The 21992-nt window shown below is 39.5% G+C and carries 23 protein-coding genes; 1 reads left to right on the top strand and 22 read right to left on the bottom strand.

Annotated features, from left to right (window positions below):
* Positions 1-169 precede the first annotated feature (169 nt).
* Positions 170-1018 (top strand): FMN-binding protein, encoded by an 849-nt coding sequence (locus DBT50_RS05320; protein ID WP_111853248.1) that lies wholly within the window; start codon positions 170-172, stop codon positions 1016-1018.
* Here DBT50_RS05320 and DBT50_RS05325 read toward each other — a convergent pair.
* From DBT50_RS05325 to alaS, 22 genes are all read right to left on the bottom strand, one after another.
* A complete protein-coding gene (locus tag DBT50_RS05325; protein WP_111853249.1) occupies positions 1001-1408 on the bottom strand; it encodes a ribonuclease HI family protein in 408 nt (135 codons plus the stop codon). The genes DBT50_RS05320 and DBT50_RS05325 overlap by 18 nt on opposite strands.
* Positions 1389-2336 (bottom strand): hypothetical protein, encoded by a 948-nt coding sequence (locus DBT50_RS05330; protein ID WP_111853250.1) that lies wholly within the window; start codon positions 2334-2336, stop codon positions 1389-1391. Before DBT50_RS05330 ends, DBT50_RS05325 begins: the two co-directional genes overlap by 20 nt.
* Before the next feature lie 130 nt (positions 2337-2466).
* Positions 2467-3276, bottom strand: coding sequence for an acetyl-CoA carboxylase carboxyltransferase subunit alpha (accA, locus tag DBT50_RS05335; protein ID WP_111853251.1), 810 nt, complete (start codon positions 3274-3276; stop codon positions 2467-2469).
* Positions 3266-4147, bottom strand: coding sequence for an acetyl-CoA carboxylase, carboxyltransferase subunit beta (accD, locus tag DBT50_RS05340; RefSeq protein ID WP_111853252.1), 882 nt, complete (start codon positions 4145-4147; stop codon positions 3266-3268). Before accD ends, accA begins: the two co-directional genes overlap by 11 nt.
* A 12-nt stretch (positions 4148-4159) precedes the next feature.
* A complete protein-coding gene (gene accC / locus DBT50_RS05345; RefSeq protein WP_111853253.1) occupies positions 4160-5563 on the bottom strand; it encodes an acetyl-CoA carboxylase biotin carboxylase subunit in 1404 nt (467 codons plus the stop codon).
* Positions 5564-5575: 12 nt separating this feature from the next.
* Positions 5576-6034: a 3-hydroxyacyl-ACP dehydratase FabZ gene (fabZ, locus tag DBT50_RS05350; RefSeq protein ID WP_064292834.1), complete on the bottom strand. Its 459-nt coding sequence runs from the start codon at positions 6032-6034 to the stop codon at positions 5576-5578.
* Between the two features lie 101 nt (positions 6035-6135).
* On the bottom strand, positions 6136-6618 hold the full coding sequence (accB, locus tag DBT50_RS05355; protein WP_111853254.1) for an acetyl-CoA carboxylase biotin carboxyl carrier protein: 483 nt from the start codon (positions 6616-6618) through the stop codon (positions 6136-6138).
* Positions 6618-7862 carry a beta-ketoacyl-ACP synthase II gene (gene fabF, locus DBT50_RS05360; RefSeq protein ID WP_111853255.1) on the bottom strand — a complete coding sequence of 415 codons (1245 nt, stop codon included), beginning with the start codon at positions 7860-7862 and terminating at the stop codon, positions 6618-6620. Before fabF ends, accB begins: the two co-directional genes overlap by 1 nt.
* A gap of 33 nt (positions 7863-7895) precedes the next feature.
* Entirely contained in the window at positions 7896-8627 is a 732-nt protein-coding gene (gene fabG / locus DBT50_RS05365; RefSeq protein WP_111853256.1) for a 3-oxoacyl-[acyl-carrier-protein] reductase, read from the bottom strand.
* Between the two features lies 1 nt (position 8628).
* A complete protein-coding gene (gene fabD, locus DBT50_RS05370; protein WP_111853257.1) occupies positions 8629-9573 on the bottom strand; it encodes an ACP S-malonyltransferase in 945 nt (314 codons plus the stop codon).
* A 105-nt stretch (positions 9574-9678) separates the two neighbouring features.
* Positions 9679-10632 (bottom strand): enoyl-[acyl-carrier-protein] reductase FabK, encoded by a 954-nt coding sequence (gene fabK / locus DBT50_RS05375; RefSeq protein ID WP_256374787.1) that lies wholly within the window; start codon positions 10630-10632, stop codon positions 9679-9681.
* 41 nt (positions 10633-10673) lie between these two features.
* Positions 10674-10901 (bottom strand): acyl carrier protein, encoded by a 228-nt coding sequence (locus DBT50_RS05380; protein ID WP_013668481.1) that lies wholly within the window; start codon positions 10899-10901, stop codon positions 10674-10676.
* Positions 10902-10957: 56 nt separating this feature from the next.
* Positions 10958-11926 carry a beta-ketoacyl-ACP synthase III gene (locus DBT50_RS05385; protein ID WP_111853258.1) on the bottom strand — a complete coding sequence of 323 codons (969 nt, stop codon included), beginning with the start codon at positions 11924-11926 and terminating at the stop codon, positions 10958-10960.
* A 253-nt stretch (positions 11927-12179) separates the two neighbouring features.
* Positions 12180-12542, bottom strand: coding sequence for a DUF2187 domain-containing protein (locus DBT50_RS05390; protein WP_064292829.1), 363 nt, complete (start codon positions 12540-12542; stop codon positions 12180-12182).
* Positions 12543-12790: 248 nt separating this feature from the next.
* Positions 12791-13843 (bottom strand): type III secretion system translocon subunit SctE, encoded by a 1053-nt coding sequence (gene sctE / locus DBT50_RS05395; RefSeq protein WP_111853259.1) that lies wholly within the window; start codon positions 13841-13843, stop codon positions 12791-12793.
* A 206-nt stretch (positions 13844-14049) separates the two neighbouring features.
* Positions 14050-15375 carry a branched-chain amino acid transport system II carrier protein gene (brnQ, locus tag DBT50_RS05400; protein ID WP_111853260.1) on the bottom strand — a complete coding sequence of 442 codons (1326 nt, stop codon included), beginning with the start codon at positions 15373-15375 and terminating at the stop codon, positions 14050-14052.
* A 791-nt stretch (positions 15376-16166) separates the two neighbouring features.
* Positions 16167-16646, bottom strand: a complete 480-nt coding sequence (greA, locus tag DBT50_RS05405) for a transcription elongation factor GreA (RefSeq protein ID WP_060778338.1) — start codon at positions 16644-16646, stop codon at positions 16167-16169.
* 82 nt (positions 16647-16728) lie between these two features.
* Positions 16729-17871 (bottom strand): endolytic transglycosylase MltG, encoded by a 1143-nt coding sequence (gene mltG, locus DBT50_RS05410; protein WP_258521923.1) that lies wholly within the window; start codon positions 17869-17871, stop codon positions 16729-16731.
* A gap of 232 nt (positions 17872-18103) precedes the next feature.
* Positions 18104-18400 carry a DUF1292 domain-containing protein gene (locus DBT50_RS05415; RefSeq protein WP_049776749.1) on the bottom strand — a complete coding sequence of 99 codons (297 nt, stop codon included), beginning with the start codon at positions 18398-18400 and terminating at the stop codon, positions 18104-18106.
* A 1-nt stretch (position 18401) separates the two neighbouring features.
* Positions 18402-18824 (bottom strand): Holliday junction resolvase RuvX, encoded by a 423-nt coding sequence (gene ruvX / locus DBT50_RS05420; RefSeq protein WP_070560030.1) that lies wholly within the window; start codon positions 18822-18824, stop codon positions 18402-18404.
* Positions 18825-18826: 2 nt separating this feature from the next.
* Positions 18827-19090 (bottom strand): IreB family regulatory phosphoprotein, encoded by a 264-nt coding sequence (locus DBT50_RS05425; RefSeq protein WP_013669229.1) that lies wholly within the window; start codon positions 19088-19090, stop codon positions 18827-18829.
* A gap of 62 nt (positions 19091-19152) precedes the next feature.
* Positions 19153-21804 (bottom strand): alanine--tRNA ligase, encoded by a 2652-nt coding sequence (alaS, locus tag DBT50_RS05430; RefSeq protein ID WP_111853261.1) that lies wholly within the window; start codon positions 21802-21804, stop codon positions 19153-19155.
* Positions 21805-21992 lie beyond the last annotated feature (188 nt).

The following is a 21992-nucleotide window of genomic DNA, read 5'->3' on the forward strand; positions in this document are numbered from 1 at the left end:
TCTCATAAAAACAAAGGAAATATTTTGTATCGCTAAGAAGTCATAGCTTTATGATAAATTATAAGTAAAGTAAAGAATTAGGGGGCAAATAATCATAGATATTGTGAAAAAATAGATAAGTAGTGATTTTCATGACTAAGATCATAATCTAAGAAAAGGAGAATCGATTATGGCTAAATATAAAGCAGGAGTTTATTCTGGCGATGCCCAGGGCTTTGCTGGGCCACTAAAGGTTAATGTTACAGTTAGTGAAGAAGCTATTGAAAAAATTGAAGTCATTATTCAAAAAGAAACGCCTAATGTCGGGGGCAAAGCACTTCCTATTCTTATCGAGCGTGCTCTAGAAAATAATTCTGTGGATATTGATGGGGTTTCCGGGGCTTCAGGGACAACTAAGGCCTTTAAAAAAGCAGTAGGTAAAGCTCTAAACCGGGCGCAAGGCATTGAGGAAAAAGAAATTAGCTATACTCCAGGAACCTATGCTGGTGAAGCTAAGGGGTTCTCAGCCCACATTCAAGTCAATGTTACCGTTTCAAAAGATAAGATTGAAGACATTGAAGTTACCCAACAATATGACACGGCTGAAATTGGTGGGAGAGCCATGCCAATAGTCATCAAACGGATTCTTGCTGCGAATTCAACCGAAGTTGATGGCGTTTCTGGAGCTTCCCTCTCCTCAAATGGGATTAAAAATGCCGTTAACTTTGCCCTAGAAGTCGCTAGTGGCCAACGTGAACCCTTAGCTAAATACAAGGCAGGCAAGTACTCCTCTGAAAGTGATGACATGCGGCTGAAATTGAAGAAAGTTAAAGCAAAGATAAAGAAAACGACAATAAGCAAACAGACGCTAATTCCTCACCTTCAACCCTTTATTAAACTCATTTTACGCGACTGGGACCATATAAAAAAGCGACCGGGAAATCGATTCCTGGCCGCTTTTTTATTTAGTGTTCAGTATTTATGTCAAGCGTTATTATTTTATCGCAAATTATTTAATTTGCTATTTATGGGTTTTTGACTGGCGCATGGCTTGTCGGGCCAAGCGATCAGCTCCCTTGGTTTGGCTTTCAGGCACCCAGACTAAATTAAAGTTTGCAAATTTATCTATTTGCTTTAAACAAACTTTTAGTAAAGTCTTGTAGGGATCACGCTTGTGATATTGCTTATTCACCGAATCTACCACAATACGGCTGTCACTTTGACAAAGAATCCACTCTGCCTCTCTCCCCTTCTCGAGCAGAGCATTTAGGGCATAATGTAAGGCGTAAAACTCAGCCAAATGGTTATCCATTCTCTCCGTCAAGCTAAATTTTAATTGGTATTGCTCACCATTTTCGAGCCATACACAACCTATACCTGCATATCCCGTTTCCACATCAACGGATGCATCAATGATTAAGCGGATCATTTTGACCTCCAATGCCATCATAAATTAAGTTTCGAATAGTTCGAATTTTTTGATATTTCATATCATTTACTGCTTTAACATGGCCCATGATCTCGGTTAATCCCTTGATAACTTCTTTTACTTTCATGTTGAGGGTATCAAAAAAGGGATAAACCGCACAATAAAAGAGTAGCCATTCTTGGTGCATAATTTCCATCAAAAAAGGATCATCTTGATAAAAGTTATCGATATAACCAACCCCTGCCTTAAAAGCCGGCTCATCTGTAGCTAATTTCAAATCAGCAAAATCAACTAGCCGTTTTTCTCCTTGCCAGTCCCTTAAATAATAAGAACCCTTCTCTTGGTTTTCTACCAGAAGATGAATTAAATCCGTTTGAAAAATAAGATGAATTCGTTTAGATTGGAGGAGAATATAAATCAACTCTTTGGCTTCATCAAAAGGTAGGCTCTGTAAGTTTTGATAAATCAAAGTCTGTTCTTTAGCGTTTAATAAGTCAGTACTCATTATTTTCTCAGCAAATTCCTCAGGTGAAATAGGTAAATCATCAGCTAAAGGAGAAAAATCAGCGGATGTTAAAAGATCTAAAAATTCATAGGGAATTTTACTAGCTTTTTCATTGTTATAAGCCTCTTCTAAACCACTATAGCTATCCGCCAAATCTTCAAAATACTGAATCCAATTATTCGTTGTGTTGATACAATCTTGCTTAATAATTATCTCGTCAAAAAGATCAATGGCTTCTTGGTAGCAAGCTTTTTCACAAAAAACTTCTAAGGCAGATTCTTGCAGGTCAGTCAATGATTCAGCAATTTGTCGCGCTTGGTAAAAGAGATCGACCGCATCGTTATTGCGGTCGTCGAGATAAGCATCTACAGCTAGGCGTAAATACCGTTGTTCTTGTTTAGGAAATGATAGGGATTCCCCCATACGATTACCTCTTTCCGAGACTAAAAAATAGACTATATACAGTCCTAAAGCTCACTCATCATTGTAACAAATTCTAAAAGTAAAAAACAGACAAAAATTCGTCTGTTTTACTTTAGTTAAATGTTTACATTTAAAATTTTCTAAAGCGATCATATCGTTCTTGGACCAGTACTTGTCTATCAATAGCTTGCCATGCGCTTAATTGCTTTTCTAATTCCAGGCGGATGTTTTGAATAATGGCCTGCCAAGATAAATGTTCTTCCCCTTCAAAGACAGGAATCATCTTATCGATTACTTCATTTTCCAATAAATCATAGGCAGTCATTTTCATGACTTCGCAGGCTTCATCACGACGGCTAGCATCGCGCCAGAGTATGGAGGCAAAACCTTCCGGACTAAGGATTGAATACATGGCATCTTCTAACATCCAGACCTGATTGGTTGAAGCTAAAGCAAGAGCCCCACCAGAACCACCCTCTCCCATTAAGATAGCGATACTTGGGACTTTAAGGCTTGCCAAAGTTTGAATAGACTTGGCGATTGATTCACCAATTCCCCGGTCTTCGGCTTCAATATCACAAAAGGCTCCTGCAGTATTAATAAGAGTAATAATGGGGCGATTAAACTTTTCAGCCTGTTTAAACAAACGCACGGCCTTACGATAACCTTCCGCATGAGGGGAACCAAAATTAGCCGTAATATTTTCCTCAACATCATGTCCCTTTTGCGTACCGATAAAGCTAACGGCTTGACCATTAATCTGACCAATGCCACCACATATCGCCCCATCATCGCCATATTTGCGGTCACCATGAAGTTCATAAAATTTATGATCATCTGCTAAAGCAGTAAAAATTTCCCGTGCTGTGGGACGGTCGGATGAACGTGCTTCAGTTAAAATTTCTTTAGCTAAGAAATTTCTTTTAAGACTAGCAGCCATGTTTATCCCCCTCTCGGCGATGAAGTAAGAGTAAATCAGCTATCTCATCTCGCAATTTCTGACGGGGAACAATCCGGTCAACAAAGCCATGTTCTAACTGGTGTTCTGCCGTTTGAAAGCCGTCTTCAATCTTTTGATGGATGGTTTGCTCAATAACTCGTTTGCCCGCAAACCCTATAGTCGCTCCTGGTTCAGCAATAATGATATCACCTTGCATAGCGAAACTAGCCGTAACACCGCCCGTAGTAGGATCGGTTAATACAGTGAGGTAAAATAAGCCCGCCTGACTATGCCTTTCGACAGCGATTGATATTTTAGTCATTTGCATCAGAGAAATAATTCCCTCCTGCATCCGGGCTCCACCACTGGCCGTAAAAAGCAAGACGGGTAAAGCATGTTCTTTGGCATATTCAAACAAACGCGTAATTTTTTCCCCAACTATACTTCCCATTGACCCCATCATAAAGAAAGGATTCATAATTCCTAAAGCTAGTGGTTGACCTTTAATTTTTGCAAGTCCACAAGTGACCGCTTCGTCATAACCCGTTCGTTCCTGATTGGAGCGCTTTTTAGCTTCATAGTCAGGAAAATCAATTGGATTACTCATTTCATCTTGGTAAAAAAGTTCTTCTTCTAGCTGACCGTGATCACAAATTAATTGAATGCGTTGCTTAGGAGAAATTCGGAAATGATAAGAGCATTGTGGGCAAATCTTAGTTTCAGCCAAATCAGCACTTAAAACGGTCTGCTTACAATCAGGACATTTTTGCCACATCCCATCAGGAATATGGGGTTTATGAGTCTGATCCTTTTCATTTTTGTTTTCTTTTTCAGATACACTTAAATATTTTCTTCGTCTTAACAGCCGCACAAGGCTCACCTCCTAGACTTTTCCTTGCCTATCTTCTTCACTGGACTCCGCTTGAACTTCGGCCAACCATTGAGGAAGAAATTGACTTTCCAGGTATTCATTATTATAATTCCCTAGCTGAAAGGCAGGAGCAGCCAACAAATCATAGAGAAATTGCTGGTTAGTATTGACACCCTCGATGCATAATTCTTCTAAAGCCCGCTTCATTCTTAATAAGGCTGACTGACGGTCATCACCATAGGCGATAACCTTAGCAATCATACTATCGTAAAAGGCGGGCAAAGCGCTACCAGATAGGATGGCTGAGTCGACCCTTAAGCCTAACCCCCCAAGCGGCCAATGGATAAAATCAAATTTGCCCATCGAAGGGAGAAAGTTCTTTTCGGGTTGCTCGGCATTAATACGACATTCAATGGCATGTCCCGAAAAATGGACATCACTTTGCTGATAAGACAAGTCGTAACCATAAGCCACTCGAATTTGTTCAGCTACGATATCAATACCGGTAACTAATTCAGTAATAGGGTGTTCCACTTGAATCCTGGTATTCATTTCCATAAAATAAAAGTTTTCATCGTCATCGACTAAAAATTCAATAGTTCCCGCCCCAGTATATTGAACATTTTCTCCAGCACGGACAGCCGCTTGGCAAATGGCTTGGCGGGTTTTATTATTGATAAAGGGACTTGGGGTTTCTTCAAGAACTTTTTGGTGATTTCTTTGCAAGGAACATTCACGTTCCCCCAAATGGATGACATGACCATTTTGATCAGCCAGAATTTGAACTTCAATATGGTGGGCCGGATGAATCACCTTTTCTAGGTACAATCTGGCGTCGTTAAAGCCTTGTTGGGCCTCACGACTCGCTTCATCAAATTGTTTTTGTAAGTCTTCGGGACAATCAACCTGGCGCATCCCCTTACCACCACCACCTGATGTGGCTTTCAGTAAAACTGGATAGCCTACTCGCTCAGCTTCAGCCAAACCTTCACTAGCGCTGTGAATGAAATCCTTTGAGCCAGGAATAACCGGGACATTAGCTGCCATCATCGTTTGTCTGGCGTGTTGTTTGTCACCCATTTTGTCAATGACTTCAGCACTAGGTCCGATAAAAGTGATATTCATTTCTTGACAGAGTCTGGCAAATTTACTATTTTCTGAGAGAAAACCAAAGCCTGGATGAATGGCTTCAGCATTAGTCACATAAGCTGCAGATAGAATTGCTTGCATGTCTAGGTAGGAGTCCTTAGATTGGGGCCCGCCTATGCATACTGATTCATCTGCTAATTGCACATGTAAGGCATCTTTATCAGCAGTTGAATAAACTGCCACGGTATCAATGCCCATTTCCTTACAGGTTCTAATCACCCTAACCGCTATCTCACCCCGGTTAGCAATTAAAATTTTTGAAAACATAAGTCACCAGCTTTATTTCGCTTCTCCAACAGCAAAGGTCATTAAACAGGAAGAAACCACCTTACCATCTTCGCGACGGATTTCAGCCTTTGCTGTCCCTATCGATTTTTTCATTTTTAAAATATTGACTTCAACAGTCAAAACGTCACCTGGGACGACTTTTTGACGGAACTTTACCTTGTCTACAGCCGCTAGATAACCGGTCATTTTCTTGTCCTCAGTATTTAAGCCCTTAAGTAAGGCAATCGAACCGACCTGGGCCATTAATTCAACTTGAAGAACTCCTGGCATTACCGGTTCTCCTGGAAAATGCCCTACAAAGAAAGGTTCATTAATTGTCACATTTTTACGAGCAACGATTCGCTTGCCGACCTCAAGTTCGTAAACCGCATCGACTAAAAACATGGGGTAGCGGTTAGGAATAATATCCATAACCTCTTGGGCGCTTAAAATCGGTTCTTGATTTTCCATTTTTATTTCTCCTTTTATACTAGTAGTTGTTATTAGCTAAGAAGAAACGAATCTCTCCTTAAATTCTTTATAACGCCTATATTCTAAGACAGTGACAGCCTTTAGCTAATTTCAAAAAGCTTTTGGCCGTATTCAACCACATCACCATCATTGACAAAAATATTAGTAATTTCACCTGAAGTGGTGGCGTGAATTTCATTCATTATTTTCATGGCTTCAATGATGCATAGACTTTGGCCTTTTTCAACATGGTCGCCAATTTTAACAAAGTTGTCTTTATCTGGAGCTGGTGCTAAATAAGCAACCCCGACCAGAGGACTTTCTACGATTTCCCCCTGAACTTCATCAGTTTGGCTGACTTGTTGATTAGCTTGGCTGGAAGCTTCGGAGGATTCTTGAGCTTGATCAGCAGGAGCAGGTTTTTCTGCTTTTGTAATAGCTGGCTGCGTTTCATTAGTAAACACTTGTGGTGCTTGTTCATTTTTAGACAGGTGAAGCTTGAAGTCGTCATCAACAAATTCAAATTCTCTTAGGCTTGATTGGTCAATTAAATGGATAAGTTCTTTAATTTCTTCAGGGGTCATTAGTCACTCACCTTTTTCATACATAAAACTGTGTTGTGGCCACCAAAGCCGAGCGTGTTGCTAATCGCTACATTGATTGCTTGTGAACGTCCTTCATTAGCTACATAATCCAGATCACAATCAGGATCACTGACTTGATAATTTAAGGTTGCAGGAATATAGGAATCTTCCATGCCCTTCAAGCAGGCAATGGCTTCAACTGCTCCAGCTGCACCTAATAAGTGCCCTAGCGCTGATTTCGTTGAGGATACCGGAATCTTATGGGCCAATTCTTCCCCAAAGGCTAACTTAATTGCCATAGTCTCAGCTCGATCATTAGCTGGGGTTGAAGTCCCATGGGCATTAATATAGTCCACATCGTTCACAGTTAAAGCTGCTTCAGCTAAGGCTTGTTCAATAGCAGCTTTAGCTCCTAGTCCTTCTGGGGTAGGCGCAGTGAGATGATAGGCATCAGAACTTTGACCATAGCCGACAATCTCACCATAAATTTTTGCCCCCCGTTTTTGAGCACTTTCTAAACTTTCTAACACTAACATGCCAGCGCCTTCGCCCATAACAAAACCATTGCGTTCCTTGTCAAAAGGAATGGAGGCACGATCAGGATCTGTGGAGAGGGATAGGGCTGTTAAATTAGCAAATCCAGCGATGGCGATCTCACAAATAGCGGATTCACCCCCACCAGCAAGCATATAGTCAGCATAACCATGTTTTATATAGCGGAAGGCCTCTCCAATAGCATTGTTAGCTGATGCACAAGCAGTAACCATGGTCAAGGCTGGCCCGTGTAGACCGAGTTGCATGGAAATGTTTGCGGCACCCATATTGGAAATAGCCATTGGGACAAAGAGAGGGTTAACCCGTTTAGGACCACGTTCAACTGATTTTTTTACCCCTCTTTCAATTTCTTGAACCCCACCAATACCGGTACCAAAATATACCCCAAAGCGGTTTGTGTCCATGTTATGAGTATCTAAACCAGCATCCTTTACTGCTTCCATAGAAGCGACCACCCCATAATGAGCATAGGGATCCATTCTTTTAACCGATTTACGATCAAGGTAGTCTTTGGGATCGAAGTTTTTAACCTCAGCCGCCAAAGTCACTCCTGTATCGCTGGCATCAAATTGTGTGATTGGAGCAAAGCCATGTTTGCCTGCCTTTAAATTTTCCCAAAAATCACTGACATTATTTCCAATTGGTGTTACCGCTCCTAAGCCCGTAACAACTACCCTTCTAGTATTCATTAAGTTCCTCCTTTATCCTTCTCTGTATTTCATTTATTCCATATATAAACCACCATTAACATTTAAAGTGGTTCCAGTGATGTATGAGTTTTTGACTAAGAAGTAAACGGCATCAGCAATATCTTCTACTCGCCCAAAATCCCCTAAAGGAATTTGCGCAATCATCTGCTCTTTTACCTTATCTGATAATTTATCTGTCATATCACTGGCGATAAAACCAGGGGCAACAGCATTGACCCGAATGCCACGACTAGCTAATTCGCGTGCAGCCGTCTTAGTCATAGCTATCACGCCTGCCTTAGCAGCGGCATAGTTAATTTGACCAGCATTACCTATTTGTCCAGATAAGGAAGCTATGTTAATAATATTGCCGCTTTTTTGTTTTAACATCACTTTTGAAACATGACGCAAGAGGTTAAAACAACCTTTTAAATTAACGTCAATTACTGCATCGAAATCGGCTTCCTTCATTCGCATAAGAAGAGTATCACGGGTGATTCCAGCATTATTAACTAATACATCAATGTGAGCATACTCTTCTTTGCAGCGGTTTATAATTGCTTGAGCTTGGTCGAAGTCTTGGACCTCTGCTTTCAAATCAAGTACTTTAGCTCCTCTTTCACTTAAGTCATCAAGATGATCTTGGCTGGATCCTGACCGGCTTACCAAGGCCAAATTGTAACCCTTATTGGCAAATTCTCTAGCGATAGCTGCTCCGATACCACGGTTTCCGCCAGTAATGAGTGCTGTAGGTTTTTCTGTCATTTTAATCTCCTTGTAAAATAGTCAATGCTTTATTTAAAGTGGCTTCATCTTCAATATTTAAGGCTGTCACCGACTTATCGATTTGCCGGGTAAAGCTGGTGAGTGTTTTTCCAGGTCCAATCTCTATAAAGGTATCCACCCCTGCTTGAATGAGATACTCAATCGAATCCGCCCATTTGACCGGTGATTGAATTTGTTGAAGTAAATCTTGTTTAATCTCTCCATCTTCATGAACTTGTCCACTTGTGTTAGCGACAACAGGAATTTCTTGAGGGGAAAACTCCACATCTTTAAGTACTTGGGCTAATCGTAGAGAGGCAGGATGCATCAGCTGGGTGTGAAAGGGCCCGGAAACCTTTAGAGGAATTAAACGCTTAGCCCCCGCTTCCTTCAATTCATCCCTAGCCAGGTCGACTAAATCACTATTTCCCCCGATGACAATTTGCTTGGGAGAGTTGTAATTCGTCGGATAGACATAGCCAGAATGATGGTCCATAATATTTTCACAGACCCTCTCAATCAACTTGCGGTCAGTTTTCATGACAGCTAGCATTTTCCCTTGACCGGGAGCAACTGCTTGGCTCATATATAAGCCACGTTTTCTCAGTAGTTTTAACCCGTCAACAAAGGAAAAGACACCGCTATAAGCTAAGGCAGTGTATTCGCCTAAACTTAATCCAGCTAAATAGGCAGGGGGTTCAGGAAATAATTTTCTCCAGACGGCTAGAATAGCTAATGAGACTGTATAGATGGCAGCTTGGGTATATTCTGTTTGATTAAGCAGGTCATTTTCTTCAAAGCACATGGCCTTTAAATCATAGCCAAGAACTTTCTCAGCCGTTTCAAAATATGGCTCCATGACTTCAGCATGATGTTCGAATAAATCTTTGCCCATACCAGGGTATTGTGCCCCTTGGCCAGAAAAAAGATAAGCAATTTTTTTCATTCTTTGCCCTTTCTTTTAATAAAGTTTTAATTTTTATCATTAAATAAAGTAATTTGGGTAAAAAAAAGCAGTGAAAAAATATTTTCTTCACTGCATCTTATTTAATTATAGCCATTCGCTAGCTTTTTCTCGGATCGTTGCCTGGCATACATCCATATAGGATTGGAGTATTTCCTGGCAGCTCTCTTCTTTATTAATTAAGCCAGCAATCTGACCAGCCATCAGGGAACTATTTTGGGTATCCCCTTCTACAACAGCTCGCCGTAAAGCTCCTCTTCCCAAAGCTTCTAAGCGCTCCCAATCAGGATTTTCCTTACCCGCTTCAATTCGCTCAACTCGCAAGTACTCTTTGGTCAAGCGATTGCGCAAAACCCTAACTGGATGGCCTGTAGCTTCTCCTGTTGTGACGGTATCAATATCCTTAGCTTTAATAATCTTTTCCTTAAAATTAGGGTGGGCATTGGATTCCTTGGCACAAACAAAGCGTGTACCTACTTGAATCCCACAGGCTCCAAGCATCAATGCTGCTGCCATTCCCCGACCATCACCAATTCCTCCTGCAGCGATAACAGGAATATTAACCGCGTCGACTACTTGGGGAAGTAAAGCCATGGTCGTTGTTTTTCCTACATGACCACCAGATTCCGTCCCTTCGACAACCACTGCATCAACGCCTTCTTTTTCCATGCGTCGAGCAAGTGCTACGGAAGCAACAACTGGGATAACCTTGATATTTGCTTCACGAAATTGCTTCATAAAGCGACCAGGTGATCCTGCTCCAGTAGTGACTGTTGAAATACCCGATTGACATAGGTAGTCAACAACTTCTTCAACATGTGGATTGAGTAACATCACATTAATTGCAAAAGGCTTATCTGTTTTTGCTTTCATGGTTTCAACTTTTTCTCGCACCACTTCAACAGGATCATTCCCCGTCCCTACAACTCCTAAACCACCAGCATTTGAAACGGCAGATGCCAGATCTGGATCTGCTACCCAAGCCATGGCTCCTTGAATAATAGGATATTTAACTCCCATTTGCTTCCATAGAGTGTTCAAAGCGATTCACTTCCTTCATTATCCCAATACATTAGTAAGGATTATTTATTGTTGTCAACAAAGTCAACTAAGTCTTGGACAGTTTCCATATTCAATTCATCTTCATCGATAGTGACATCAAATTCGTCCTCAATATCATTGATAATTTGGAATAAATCCAAGCTATCAGCATCTAAATCCGATTGAAATTTAGTTTCAGGAGTAACTTCTTCCTTATCTAAATCAAGCTGGTCACAAATTAATTCTTGAATTTTTTCAAATGTACTCATTATAAATTCCTCCATTGATTTTTTTATAGTGTCTTTCTCAATACTAACATTGTCGCTCAACAATTGACAATACAAGTCCCCCAAGTCAGGCCTCCGCCAAAAGCTGATAATAATATCTTCTGACTGCCATCCAATTTAAGCGCTCCTGATTTCCGCAGCTCATTCAAAACAAGGGCTACCGATGCAGCGGAAGTATTCCCATAATTTTGAATGTTTTGGACCAGGCGCTCCTCTGGTATTTTAAGCTTACGCTGGCAAACTTTTAATATTCTTGCATTTGCCTGATGTAAGACAAAATAGTCTATATCATTAATAGTCAGATTGGCAGATTTTAAAACCGCTTCTATTTGCTTTGGTACTTGCCGGGTAGCAAAGTCATAAACTTGCCTGCCCTTCATCTTTAAACTAGGGTCTTGGTAATAAGAATCAGAACTGACTGATCGAGCTAGGCTAGTACCTCCAGCAACTATCGCCGCTCCTTGATTGCCATCACAAGCGAGTGATTCTTGGATAATAGCTGAATGGCCATTTGCTTGAACCAGAATAGCTCCAGCAGCATCACCAAACAAAACACAAGTTGAGCGGTCTTTCCAATTCATGAGATTGGTCATTTTCTCAGCGCCGATAACTATGGCATAACCGTTTCGGTAATAAGCCTCTAATTTATCAGCTAGGGAGAAAGCTTGGACAAATCCGCTACAGGCAGCTGAAATGTCAAAACAAACTGCCTTAGTAGCTCCTAATTTAGCTTGAACTTGACTAGCTACACTTGGTGAAGAATGCTCTTGTGACATACTAGCAACAATGATTAAGCCAATTTCATTAGGAGAAATATTAGCTTTATTGACTAAATTTTGGGCAGCTGCTTGGGCCAAAGAAATGCAAGATTCCTCAAGGGCAACATAACGTTGCTTAATCCCCGTTCTTTTGCTTATCCACTCGTCACTAGTATCTACGAACTGCTCCAAGTCCTCATTCGACATAACTTTCCGCGGTAAGGCGGATGCCGTTTCAACTATTTTCATAGCAATCACATCATTCTTAATTTTTAAATTTAAGTTAATCAAAGATCAACATGTATTGATAATAAGCTATACAAATTTAATTGTCAAACCTTTTTCGCTATTTTATCAGCTATACTATTTATTTTGTTAGTGTTTATCATTTATTTTTGTATGTAATAAACCTTATTTTTGAAAGGATTTTCTATAAAAATATAAAAAAAGAGAAATCAACTTGATTTCTCAAAAAATTGCTTTTATTGTTATTTCTTATCTGTTATTTGTCATCGTCACTAGAAGCTATCGACACATATTCTTCAATATCTTTAAAATTGACTACAGTTCTCTCTTCAAGGATATCTCTAGCTGGACGACTTGACTGACTCCAATCAATTTTTAAAATGGCAGAGTTAGTAAGAAGCTTTTCGATTTCTCCAATAATTGTATAGGTTCTGAATTGAAACTTGACAACATCACCTATATTAGGCCGAATAGATTCCTTAATAGTATCAATGATTTCATTTGCCTGTTCATAAGGCATATCTAATAAATTAGCTATCCGTGAATTACTGGTTCCTCGCCGAAGTTCAGTTTCCACTAGTGACTGCATTTCCGCCGTTATTTTTGGTTTACGACCCATACGCTCGTCTCTCCCATCTAATACAAGCTGGCTGGCTATGAAATTAAATATATGAATAATATTAACATACTATCGATTGCAGCACAATTTATAGCAGTTAATTCATTAAGCATAAGCCATATTTATTACAAAACCAGCTTAAATGCTTACTATTTAAAACAGATCACCATTCCTCTAATAATAAGGAGTAGTGATCTGTTTGTTGTTAATATCATTTTATTCTAAAGACATGATGTCTTTAGATCAAACTACATATTAGTTTCATCAACATTTCCAGTAACTGATTTAGTACCTAATAAACCACCTAGGCATGATAGGACACAGCCTAATAGGACACCAACAAATGCCCAGATTGAGCCTTGTGAGATGCCATCTGAAACATCATCAGCATCTTGACGTAATTGTTGAATATTATTGTCAAGTTGTTGTTGGGTACTTTGAATGGCATTATTAGCATTTTCAATTTGGTTACGTGCTTCATTAGCAGCTTGGTTATATCCATCAATAATATTTTGAGTAGTTTCTTCTGCTTCTTGTTGAGTTAGATCAGTGTTAGAAGCAATAGCGTTAGAAACAGCCTCTTGGTCTACGTTTTCTGAAATATTGTCGACACGGCTAGTTAATGTATCTGCCAAGTCGTTAAATACTTGTTCAGAATTTTGTGGATTGACGACAACTTCACGAGCTGCATTAGCAATATCATTTGTCGCGCCATTTAATTGGTCGGATAAATATTCTGGTTGTAATTCGCGAATGTCAGTATCTCTTAAGACTTTTTGAACGTCTTGGTTAAGATTTTGAATATCTTGATTATTCACATCAATATTGTTTGCTAAAGCATTTACGCCTTCGCTTACAGCATCTCCAGCGTTTGAAGCAACACTTGTGACAGCGTCACCAGCAACACTAGCAGTTTGACCAATAACATTACCAGCAAAACCTAGAACAGAAGCAACAATTTGTCCTAGTAATACAACTGTTACCACTAGGGAAATTGCCCATGATAAAAAGCCATGGACTGCGCCTACTCGACGTGCAGTTACCCCAGCAACAAAGCCTGATCCTAAAAATGATAGTGCTAATGAAATAACTGACCAGACCATAACACCGGTACCAACACCATCAAGTGGATTTTGTGCACTCGGTTGGATCATACCAAATCCAATGGCATTTCCAATTAAGGAAAAAGTAATTAATAAAGCAATAAAAGTTACTAGGCCAGCAAATACAGCTCCCCAGGATAAGTTATACCCGGCTTCTGCATCGTTAGCACCTAGATAGGTTCTAAAACGATTTCTCATAAAATCGCTCCTTTTAAAATAATATATAATATTGTATTAAACAAAGCAAGCAAAAGCCCTTGAAATAACTAATATTCATACAATTAGTTAAAAATATTGTATTATCATTTCTAAACATCTATAAACAGTTTAAAAACTAGTAAGCAAATAAATTTATCAATTGCCTACAAAGAAAAAAGGCCAGATAAGAAATCTAGCCTTCTCGCTTATTTTGCATAACCTTTTATGATCTTTCCACGGTAACTACCATGTTGAATTTTCCACACCATAGTACCGATACCCGCTCCCAAAAGTGCCATAGTCACCCAGCCAAAACCTTGTGGGCCAAAGGGAACTATTCGAATAATGTCTTCGAAGATTTTAGGAGAAAAGTCTAATTGAATAAGCGCTTCAACCACCGTATAGATACTGGTTAATAAGACTGCTCCCTTAGTCGTTCCGTCATTAGGAATATATTTTCTAAATAAACCGATTAAAGTAACAATGATTCCTAATGGATAAGCAACTGCGAATAAGGGTTCACTCAATCCAACAATTCTCTCTACCCCGACTGTCCCTTGCACCACACAAAAAATACAAAAGACAAAAACGATAAAAGTATAGGGATATTTCTGACGAGTAAGCTCCTGGGTAAAGTTTGCCACTGAAGCTAATAGTCCCGTAGCAGTTGTTAAACAAGCTAAGGTAATAGCGATGGAGAGAATAATTTTTCCAGCGCCACCAATAGTTTGTTCAACAATGGCAATTAATAACTGGGTTCTTTCAATATCAGGGCTATAAATCGTTGACGCTGTAGCCCCCAGCCATAACAAGCTACCATAAATAAACAATAATAAGGCACTAGCTATAACAGATGCCCAGATAGTCATCCGCATCCCTGCTTGATGGTTATATTTTTTATGTCTAATTGTCATAATCATGACACTAGAAAAGAGTAATCCAGTTATTAAATCCCCCATTTGATAACCTTCGGTAAAAGCCCAACCGAAGCTATTATCGACTTGGGCAGCCGCCATATTGGGGCTGACTGGGTTAATCATACCAAAAATAATAATTCCAATGACCATTGCAATCAAAGCAGGGGTAAGATAGCGTCCAATCTTATCAACCACGCCCAATTGATCGACAGTGAGGAAGTAAACAACAGTAAAGAAAACAATTAAAACGACATAGTTAGGTAACCAAGGAAACAAGGAACGAAAACCTACTTCATAAGTCGTTGCACCAGTACGTGGGATTAAAATAAATAAGGCAATTAAATACATGGTAATGCAGTTAAAAATCTTATAAAACCAGGGAGCAATTGGTTCGGAAACTGCTTTTACCGATCCTCCACCTTTAACAATAGCTATCATTGATAAGACCGGCACTAATATCGCGGTTAAAGCCAAACCAATAACACTGGCAGACCAATTTTCTCCTACAATAATTCCCATATATGGAGGGAAAACCAAATTACCTGCTCCAAAAAAAGTAGCAAACAAGGTAAAACCAACCACGATCGTATCTACAATAAAGCGCCTATTTTTCATAAAACCAAACCTTTCAGTATAAGTATAGGGCTGATCGTCAACTCATATAAAGTTGTCAAAAGAAGAACGATTAAAAGCATTATTCGCCTACTAAAGGCTGATTTAAGAGCAAAATTTAACATATCGATTTGCCCCAGGTCGCTTTAAAAGTTCCCTATATCTATTAGTATTTTTATTTCATGTGAAATTTATAATACGCTATTTATTGTGAAATAATAAAGATTTGCGCCTTTTATAAGCAGATATTATCTATCATAAAATCTGCATCTCAGCGCCCATAAAATCGTTATTCACAGATTAAATATTGACATCTAAAGTTGTTTTTCACATAAATTAATTAGGCTAAATCCCCAATTTACCAATAGGAAAAGCGACTTCTTCTTATAAAGAAGTCGCCTTCAACAACTTATTCTATTATTATACCATTTTTGCTAAGTAGCGAAATATTTTTATTTAATTATTTTATATACAATAAAACAAGGATGTGAGGAAGGATCAGGGAGTGCGATTCCTTGGAAAAAAAGATGAAAAGATCAGCTTGCTGATCGTTCAACTTTTCTGAAAGGACATCCCCTCCCCCTTCCGAACTCAACTAAAAGAATTTGGGAGCGCCACTAAGGACTTGAATGACAAGGCAAGTGATTACCTAACTGATAGACAATTTGAACAGCTATCGTTAAAGATCAACTCTTTAAAAGATATTTCAGTCAGCCTTTTGACAGGCTTTACTTCGAATGCGCATAAATAAAAGGAGGCTAGATCTCTCGTCCAGTCTCCTTCAATTAACTTTATTAAGCAGTTTCTACTGCGAGTATTCTAACACTGAAAGCCCCGCCTGGAGTTTCAATTTCCACTTCATCGCCAACTTTTTTGCCAATTAAAGCATTTGCTATTGGTGACTCATTTGAAATTTTACCACCAAGAGGATCTGCTTCAGCTTTACCGACAATTTCGTATTCTTCCTCTTCACCATCAGGAAGCTCTTGAAATTTAACCCGTTTACCAATGCTTACCGTATCCTTACCTAAGGCATCAGGGTCAACAATTTCAGCATAACGGATCATATTTTCGATTTTAGCAATTTGACTTTCCAAAATGGATTGTTCATTTTTAGCGGATTCATATTCTGAATTTTCTGATAAGTCCCCAAATGAACGAGCAACCTTGATTCGGCTAATCACTTCAGGGCGTTTATTTAATTTTAAATCTTCTAATTCCGCTTCTAAACGTTCCTTACCTTCTACGGTCATTGGGAAAGTTTGTTCTGACATCTAACATTCTCCTAACACATACGATTAAAATATACAAAATAATACCATATTACTAACTTTTTAGCAATGTAAATATGGCTTTTTATTGTTCTTGAAGCTTGGCATCCTCTGGACTAACGTATTCTTGGACTAATTGATCATGTTCTTCGTAAGTTTTTGAGAAATAGACATTCCCAGTGCTTAAATCAGCTACAAAATACATATAATCATTAGGGGTTGGGTTTAAGGCCGCTTGAATAGCACTCTCACTTGGGTTATTAAAGGGACCAGGTCCTAAACCAGTATTTTGGTAGAGATTATATGGCGAATCAATCATGGTATCTTCGATAGTCACATAGGTAGAATGCTCATTATGGGCATAATTCAAGGTAATATCCGATTGTAGGGGCATATTCTCGGCTAAACGGTTATAGAAGACTCCTGATACCATTTTACGATCTTCGTCAGTAGAAGCTTCTTTCTCAATAATTGAAGCCAGGGTTAAGATTTCATGCCAGGAAAGTCTCTGTTGTTTTAAAGTGTCACTATACTTTTGTCGAATAGTCTCACTAGCTGCCAGCATTTTGTCGACAAAACTTTCTACGGTATCGGATTGAGTTAATTCATAGGTGGCCGGGAAAAGGTAACCTTCCAAGGGATAGCGTAATTGGTCATTATTCACCACATCTTTGAGTAATTCTGGGTACTTAGCCGCTTCTTCTGCCAATAAGTCCTCCGAATTAATCCGCTTCAAGGCTTCTTCCTGAGTAATTCCAAAATAATCTGCCATCACTTGAGCAATTTCTTCAACATTCATGCCCTCTTTGACTAAGACCGCTTGGGTAGCCGGACCTTGGGCATGTGAGAGTTGATTCATGACTTCACCAAAGCCAGACGAGGTTTTCAATTGATAGCTTCCTGCTTGAATTGGATCATGATTGGATAGACGGAGGTAGATCTTAAAGAGGCTTTCATTAAAAATGACATCATTTTCTTTAAGAATATGAGCAATTTGACTAGTACTTGCTCCCTGAGGAATGGTCCCTTGGGTTTCTTTTTCCTCTCCAAAACCACCAGTAGCTACTAAGGTTCCCATTAGTAGAGCAAAGACAATACAGATAAGGAGCAAAGTAATAATAATCCAGCGGATAATCCGATTAGCCTGAACATTTTCTTGTTCTTCTAAAGCATTGACCCTAGCCTGGTCTCGCTTTACTCTTTTTTTCTTTTCTTCATCATTAAACATCGTGCTTCCTCATTTCATAATAAAAAGACTCTGCTTTGAACAAAATAAGCTATTATGCATTTTACTGATAAAGATGCTATTTGTAAACTTAGAGCCGAAAATTTAACCAGAATGAAACATTTATCCTATCATCACATAAAAAGAGGCGGTGACCAAGGTCACAGCCCCGTATGTCAACCGCCACTAACAATAAAAGAGAATATGACCTCATATCATATTCTCTTTCCTTGGCTTATTGATTTAAGTTTGGGTCTTGAACGAAAGTATTAAATACTTCCTCTACCATATCCCATTCTTCTTCACTTTCAATTGGCAATAAGCTACCTTCTCCGTCTTCGCCCTCTTCATAGGCATAGGCTTCGATATTTAACTCTTCGCCTTCCTCTTCGGCTGGGTAAACTAAGACGTAAGATTTATTCAGATCTTTCGAATCGAAACTAAATAAAATTTTATATAAACGCTCATTACCTTCTTCATCATATAAAGTAATTAAATTATCTAAATCTTCAGCCATACAATGCTCCTTCATACTAATGTGAATGACTATCTAAATAGTTCTGTAAAATGAGAACAGCAGCTAACTTATCGATCACCTTTTTACGTTTCTTTCGGCTCACATCTGCCGCCTCAATCAGAAAACGTTCCGATTGCTGGGTAGTTAACCGTTCATCCTGATAAAAAACTGGTAAGTCGAATAATTCAATAGCCATATCGCCATAATGACGCGATGCTTCAGCTCGAGGGCCTTCTGTGTTATTCATATTTTTAGGCAATCCAATAACAAGCTTTTCTACTTGATAAGCTTCAATTAATTGCCTTAGGCGTGAAAAACCGAATTCCCCTGCCTCTTCGTCAATTTTAATGGTTTCGATTCCTTGGGCAGTCCAGCCAAAAGGGTCACTTATGGCTACGCCAACCGTTTTAGAACCCACATCCAAACCCATAATACGCATGCTTATTCTCGACCACTTTGCTTCATATAGCTTTTAACAAGTTCTTCTAATAACTCATCGCGTTCATGGTAACGAATAAGATTTCTAGCTTGATTGTGACGTGGGATATACGCAGGATCGCCAGATAATAAATATCCTACAATTTGATTGATTGGATTGTAGCCCTTGCTTACTAGGGCGTCGTAAACTATTTCAAGTGTCTCTTTTACATCTTTTTCTTTACTTTCATCGAAGCGAAAGAGTACTGTTTCATCTTTTCCACTCATTTAGACACCTCCACATCATTTTGAATCTATTGTAACGAAAAATCTAGCGACTAACAAGCACTTTATTTATTCAGAACTTCCTCTAAAGCCTTAAGCGCATCAGGGATACCAGCTGGGTTCTTACCACCTGCTTGGGCAAGTTCAGGACGACCGCCCCCGCCACCATTAATATATGGAGCAAGTTCCTTAATGATGTCACCAGCTTTTAAGCCTTCTTTAACCTTGTCAGCTGAAACAGCAACTAACATGTTGGCTTTATCACCGTTAGCTGTAGCGAGAACGAGGACATCTGAATAGTTATTTTGTTTCCATTCGTCACTAATTGCTCGCAAGTCATCCATAGTTTTATGGTCAAGTTCTTCAGCAATGTAGCGTACCCCGTTACTTTCTTTAACGGCATCAAATATTTGACTAGCAGCCATTTGGTTAGCCTTAGCATGGAGAGATTCTACTTCAGATTCTAGGCTCTTGCGTTCACCTTCCAATTGTTGGAGACGGTGTGGTAAATCTTCCGCTTTCTTAACCTTCAAATCATCGCGAACTTGGTTTAAGAGACCTAATTTAGCTTCATAGTATTCATAAGCAGCTTTTGAAGTCAAGGCTTCAATCCGGCGTACTCCAGAACCAATCCCTGATTCGGAAATAATCTTAAATAGGCCAATGAATCCGGTATTCTTAACGTGGGTCCCACCACAAAGTTCCATGGACCAGTCATCAATATTAATCACACGAATTTCATCATGGAGTTTAAGGTATTTTTCACCGAAGAGCGCGATGGCCCCATGTTCCTTAGCCGCCTTAACTGTGGTAAAGATGGTTTCAACCGGGATTTGTTCCCAAATTTTTTCATTAACTCGTCTTTCAACTTCTTCAAGTTGTTCTGGACTCACTTGTCCAAAATAAGTGAAGTCAAAGCGGAGATAATGGTCATCAAGTAAAGACCCCGCTTGGTTAACTTGTTCACCTAAGACATCTTTTAAGACCCGGTGTAATAAGTGAGTAGCGGTGTGATTATTACGGATTAAGCGACGACGAGCGCTGTCCACTTCTAAGCGAACTTCTTGGCCCACACTAATCGGTTGAACGGTGTCAATATAATGTAAGTTTTGGTCATTAGGAGCGTGTTTAGTATCACGGATATAACCTAATAATTCGCCATCCAAATTGTAAAGCTTACCTGAGTCACCAACTTGTCCACCACGTTCACCGTAGAATGGTGTTTTTTCAGCAATGAAATAGGCCTTGCTATTGGCTGGTGCTTCCTGGCTGATTTCATCTTGGTAAACAATGGCATTAATCTTGGTTTCAGTAACATCTTCTTCATAACCGGTAAAATGAGAAGGCACATCAATTTCACCGAGCACTGTTGATTGAACCGCTAAGCCACCTTGGTCTTTTCTAGCCGCACGTGCCCGTTCCTTTTGTTCCTCCATGGCCTGATTAAAGCCATCAATATCAACAGAAAAACCTTTTTCAGCCAGGTATTCCTCAGTCAGTTCTAATGGGAAACCATAAGTGTCGTATAATTTAAAGGCGGATTGGCCGTCAAGTGAATTTTCACCAGATTCTTCCAATTCAGCGATTTTGTTTTTAATAATATTTTCACCGTCAGCGATGGTTTCTTGGAAACGTTTTTCCTCACGATCAACGACTTCTTGAATAATGGCCTCTTTTTCTTTTAATTCTGGATAGTGTTTTTCCATCTTATCTGCCACAATTGGGACCAATTTGGCCAAGAAACTTCCTTGGATGCCCAAACGACGACCGTACATCACGCTACGACGGATTAAACGACGTAAAATATAGCCCCGGCCTTCATTTGATGGTAAGGCATTATCACCAACTGCAAAACTAACGGCGCGGATATGGTCAGCAATAACCTTCATTGCGGTATCAGTTTCCTTGCTTTCCCCATATTTTTTACCATCAGATAATTTTTCAACTTCTTTAATCAGTGGGAATAAGAGGTCGGTTTCGAAGTTTGTTGGGGTTTCTTGTAAAACAGAGGCAATCCGTTCCAGTCCCATCCCAGTATCCACGTTATGTTGTTTTAATTTTTCATAGCTACCATCGGGCATGTGGTTAAATTCAGAGAAAACGATGTTCCAGATTTCTAGATAACGTTCATTTTCTCCCCCAGGAAACATTTCTGGGTCATCATCGTCGAGATCTTGATAAGCTTTCCCCCGGTCAAAGAAAATTTCCGTATCAGGACCACAAGGACCGGCACCTAAATCCCAAAAGTTATCTTTTAAAGAAACAAAGTGATCTTCTGATAAACCAGTCACCTTTTGCCATAATCCATGGGAGACATCGTCATCAGGATAGTAGGTCATATAGAGTAGTTCGGGATCCAGTCCTAGCCATTTTTCATCAGTTAAGAATTCCCAAGCCCAAGGAATAACCTCTTCTTTAAAGTAATCCCCTACTGACCAGTTACCGAGCATTTCAAAGAAGGTTTGGTGGCGAGCGGTAACTCCAACATTTTCAATATCGTTAGTCCGAATACATTTTTGCGCATTAGCAATTCTTGGATTTTCCGGCACTTCTGACCCATCTAAGTAATGTTTTAGGGCAGCAACCCCGGAGTTCATCCAAAGTAAAGTAGGATCGTTGTCTGGAACTAAGGAAGCACTAGGGTAAATATCATGTCCCTTGCCCTTCCAAAAATCCATCCACATTTGACGTATTTCTTCACCCGTTAATTTCTTCATGATATGTTAAAACCTCCTATAAAATAAAAAAGCACCTTGATGTTATTAGATGAGGGCGCCGTAGCACGGTACCACCTCATTTATAACATCAACGTGCGATATTATGTCTTCATTAAAATACTGGATAACGCGAGTAGCGGCAAATTTTCATTTGCATTGTCAAAAGGGAGCATTTCTATTACTGAGTG

The sequence above is a fragment of the Aerococcus tenax genome (assembly GCF_003286645.3).
Lineage (GTDB): Bacteria > Bacillota > Bacilli > Lactobacillales > Aerococcaceae > Aerococcus > Aerococcus tenax.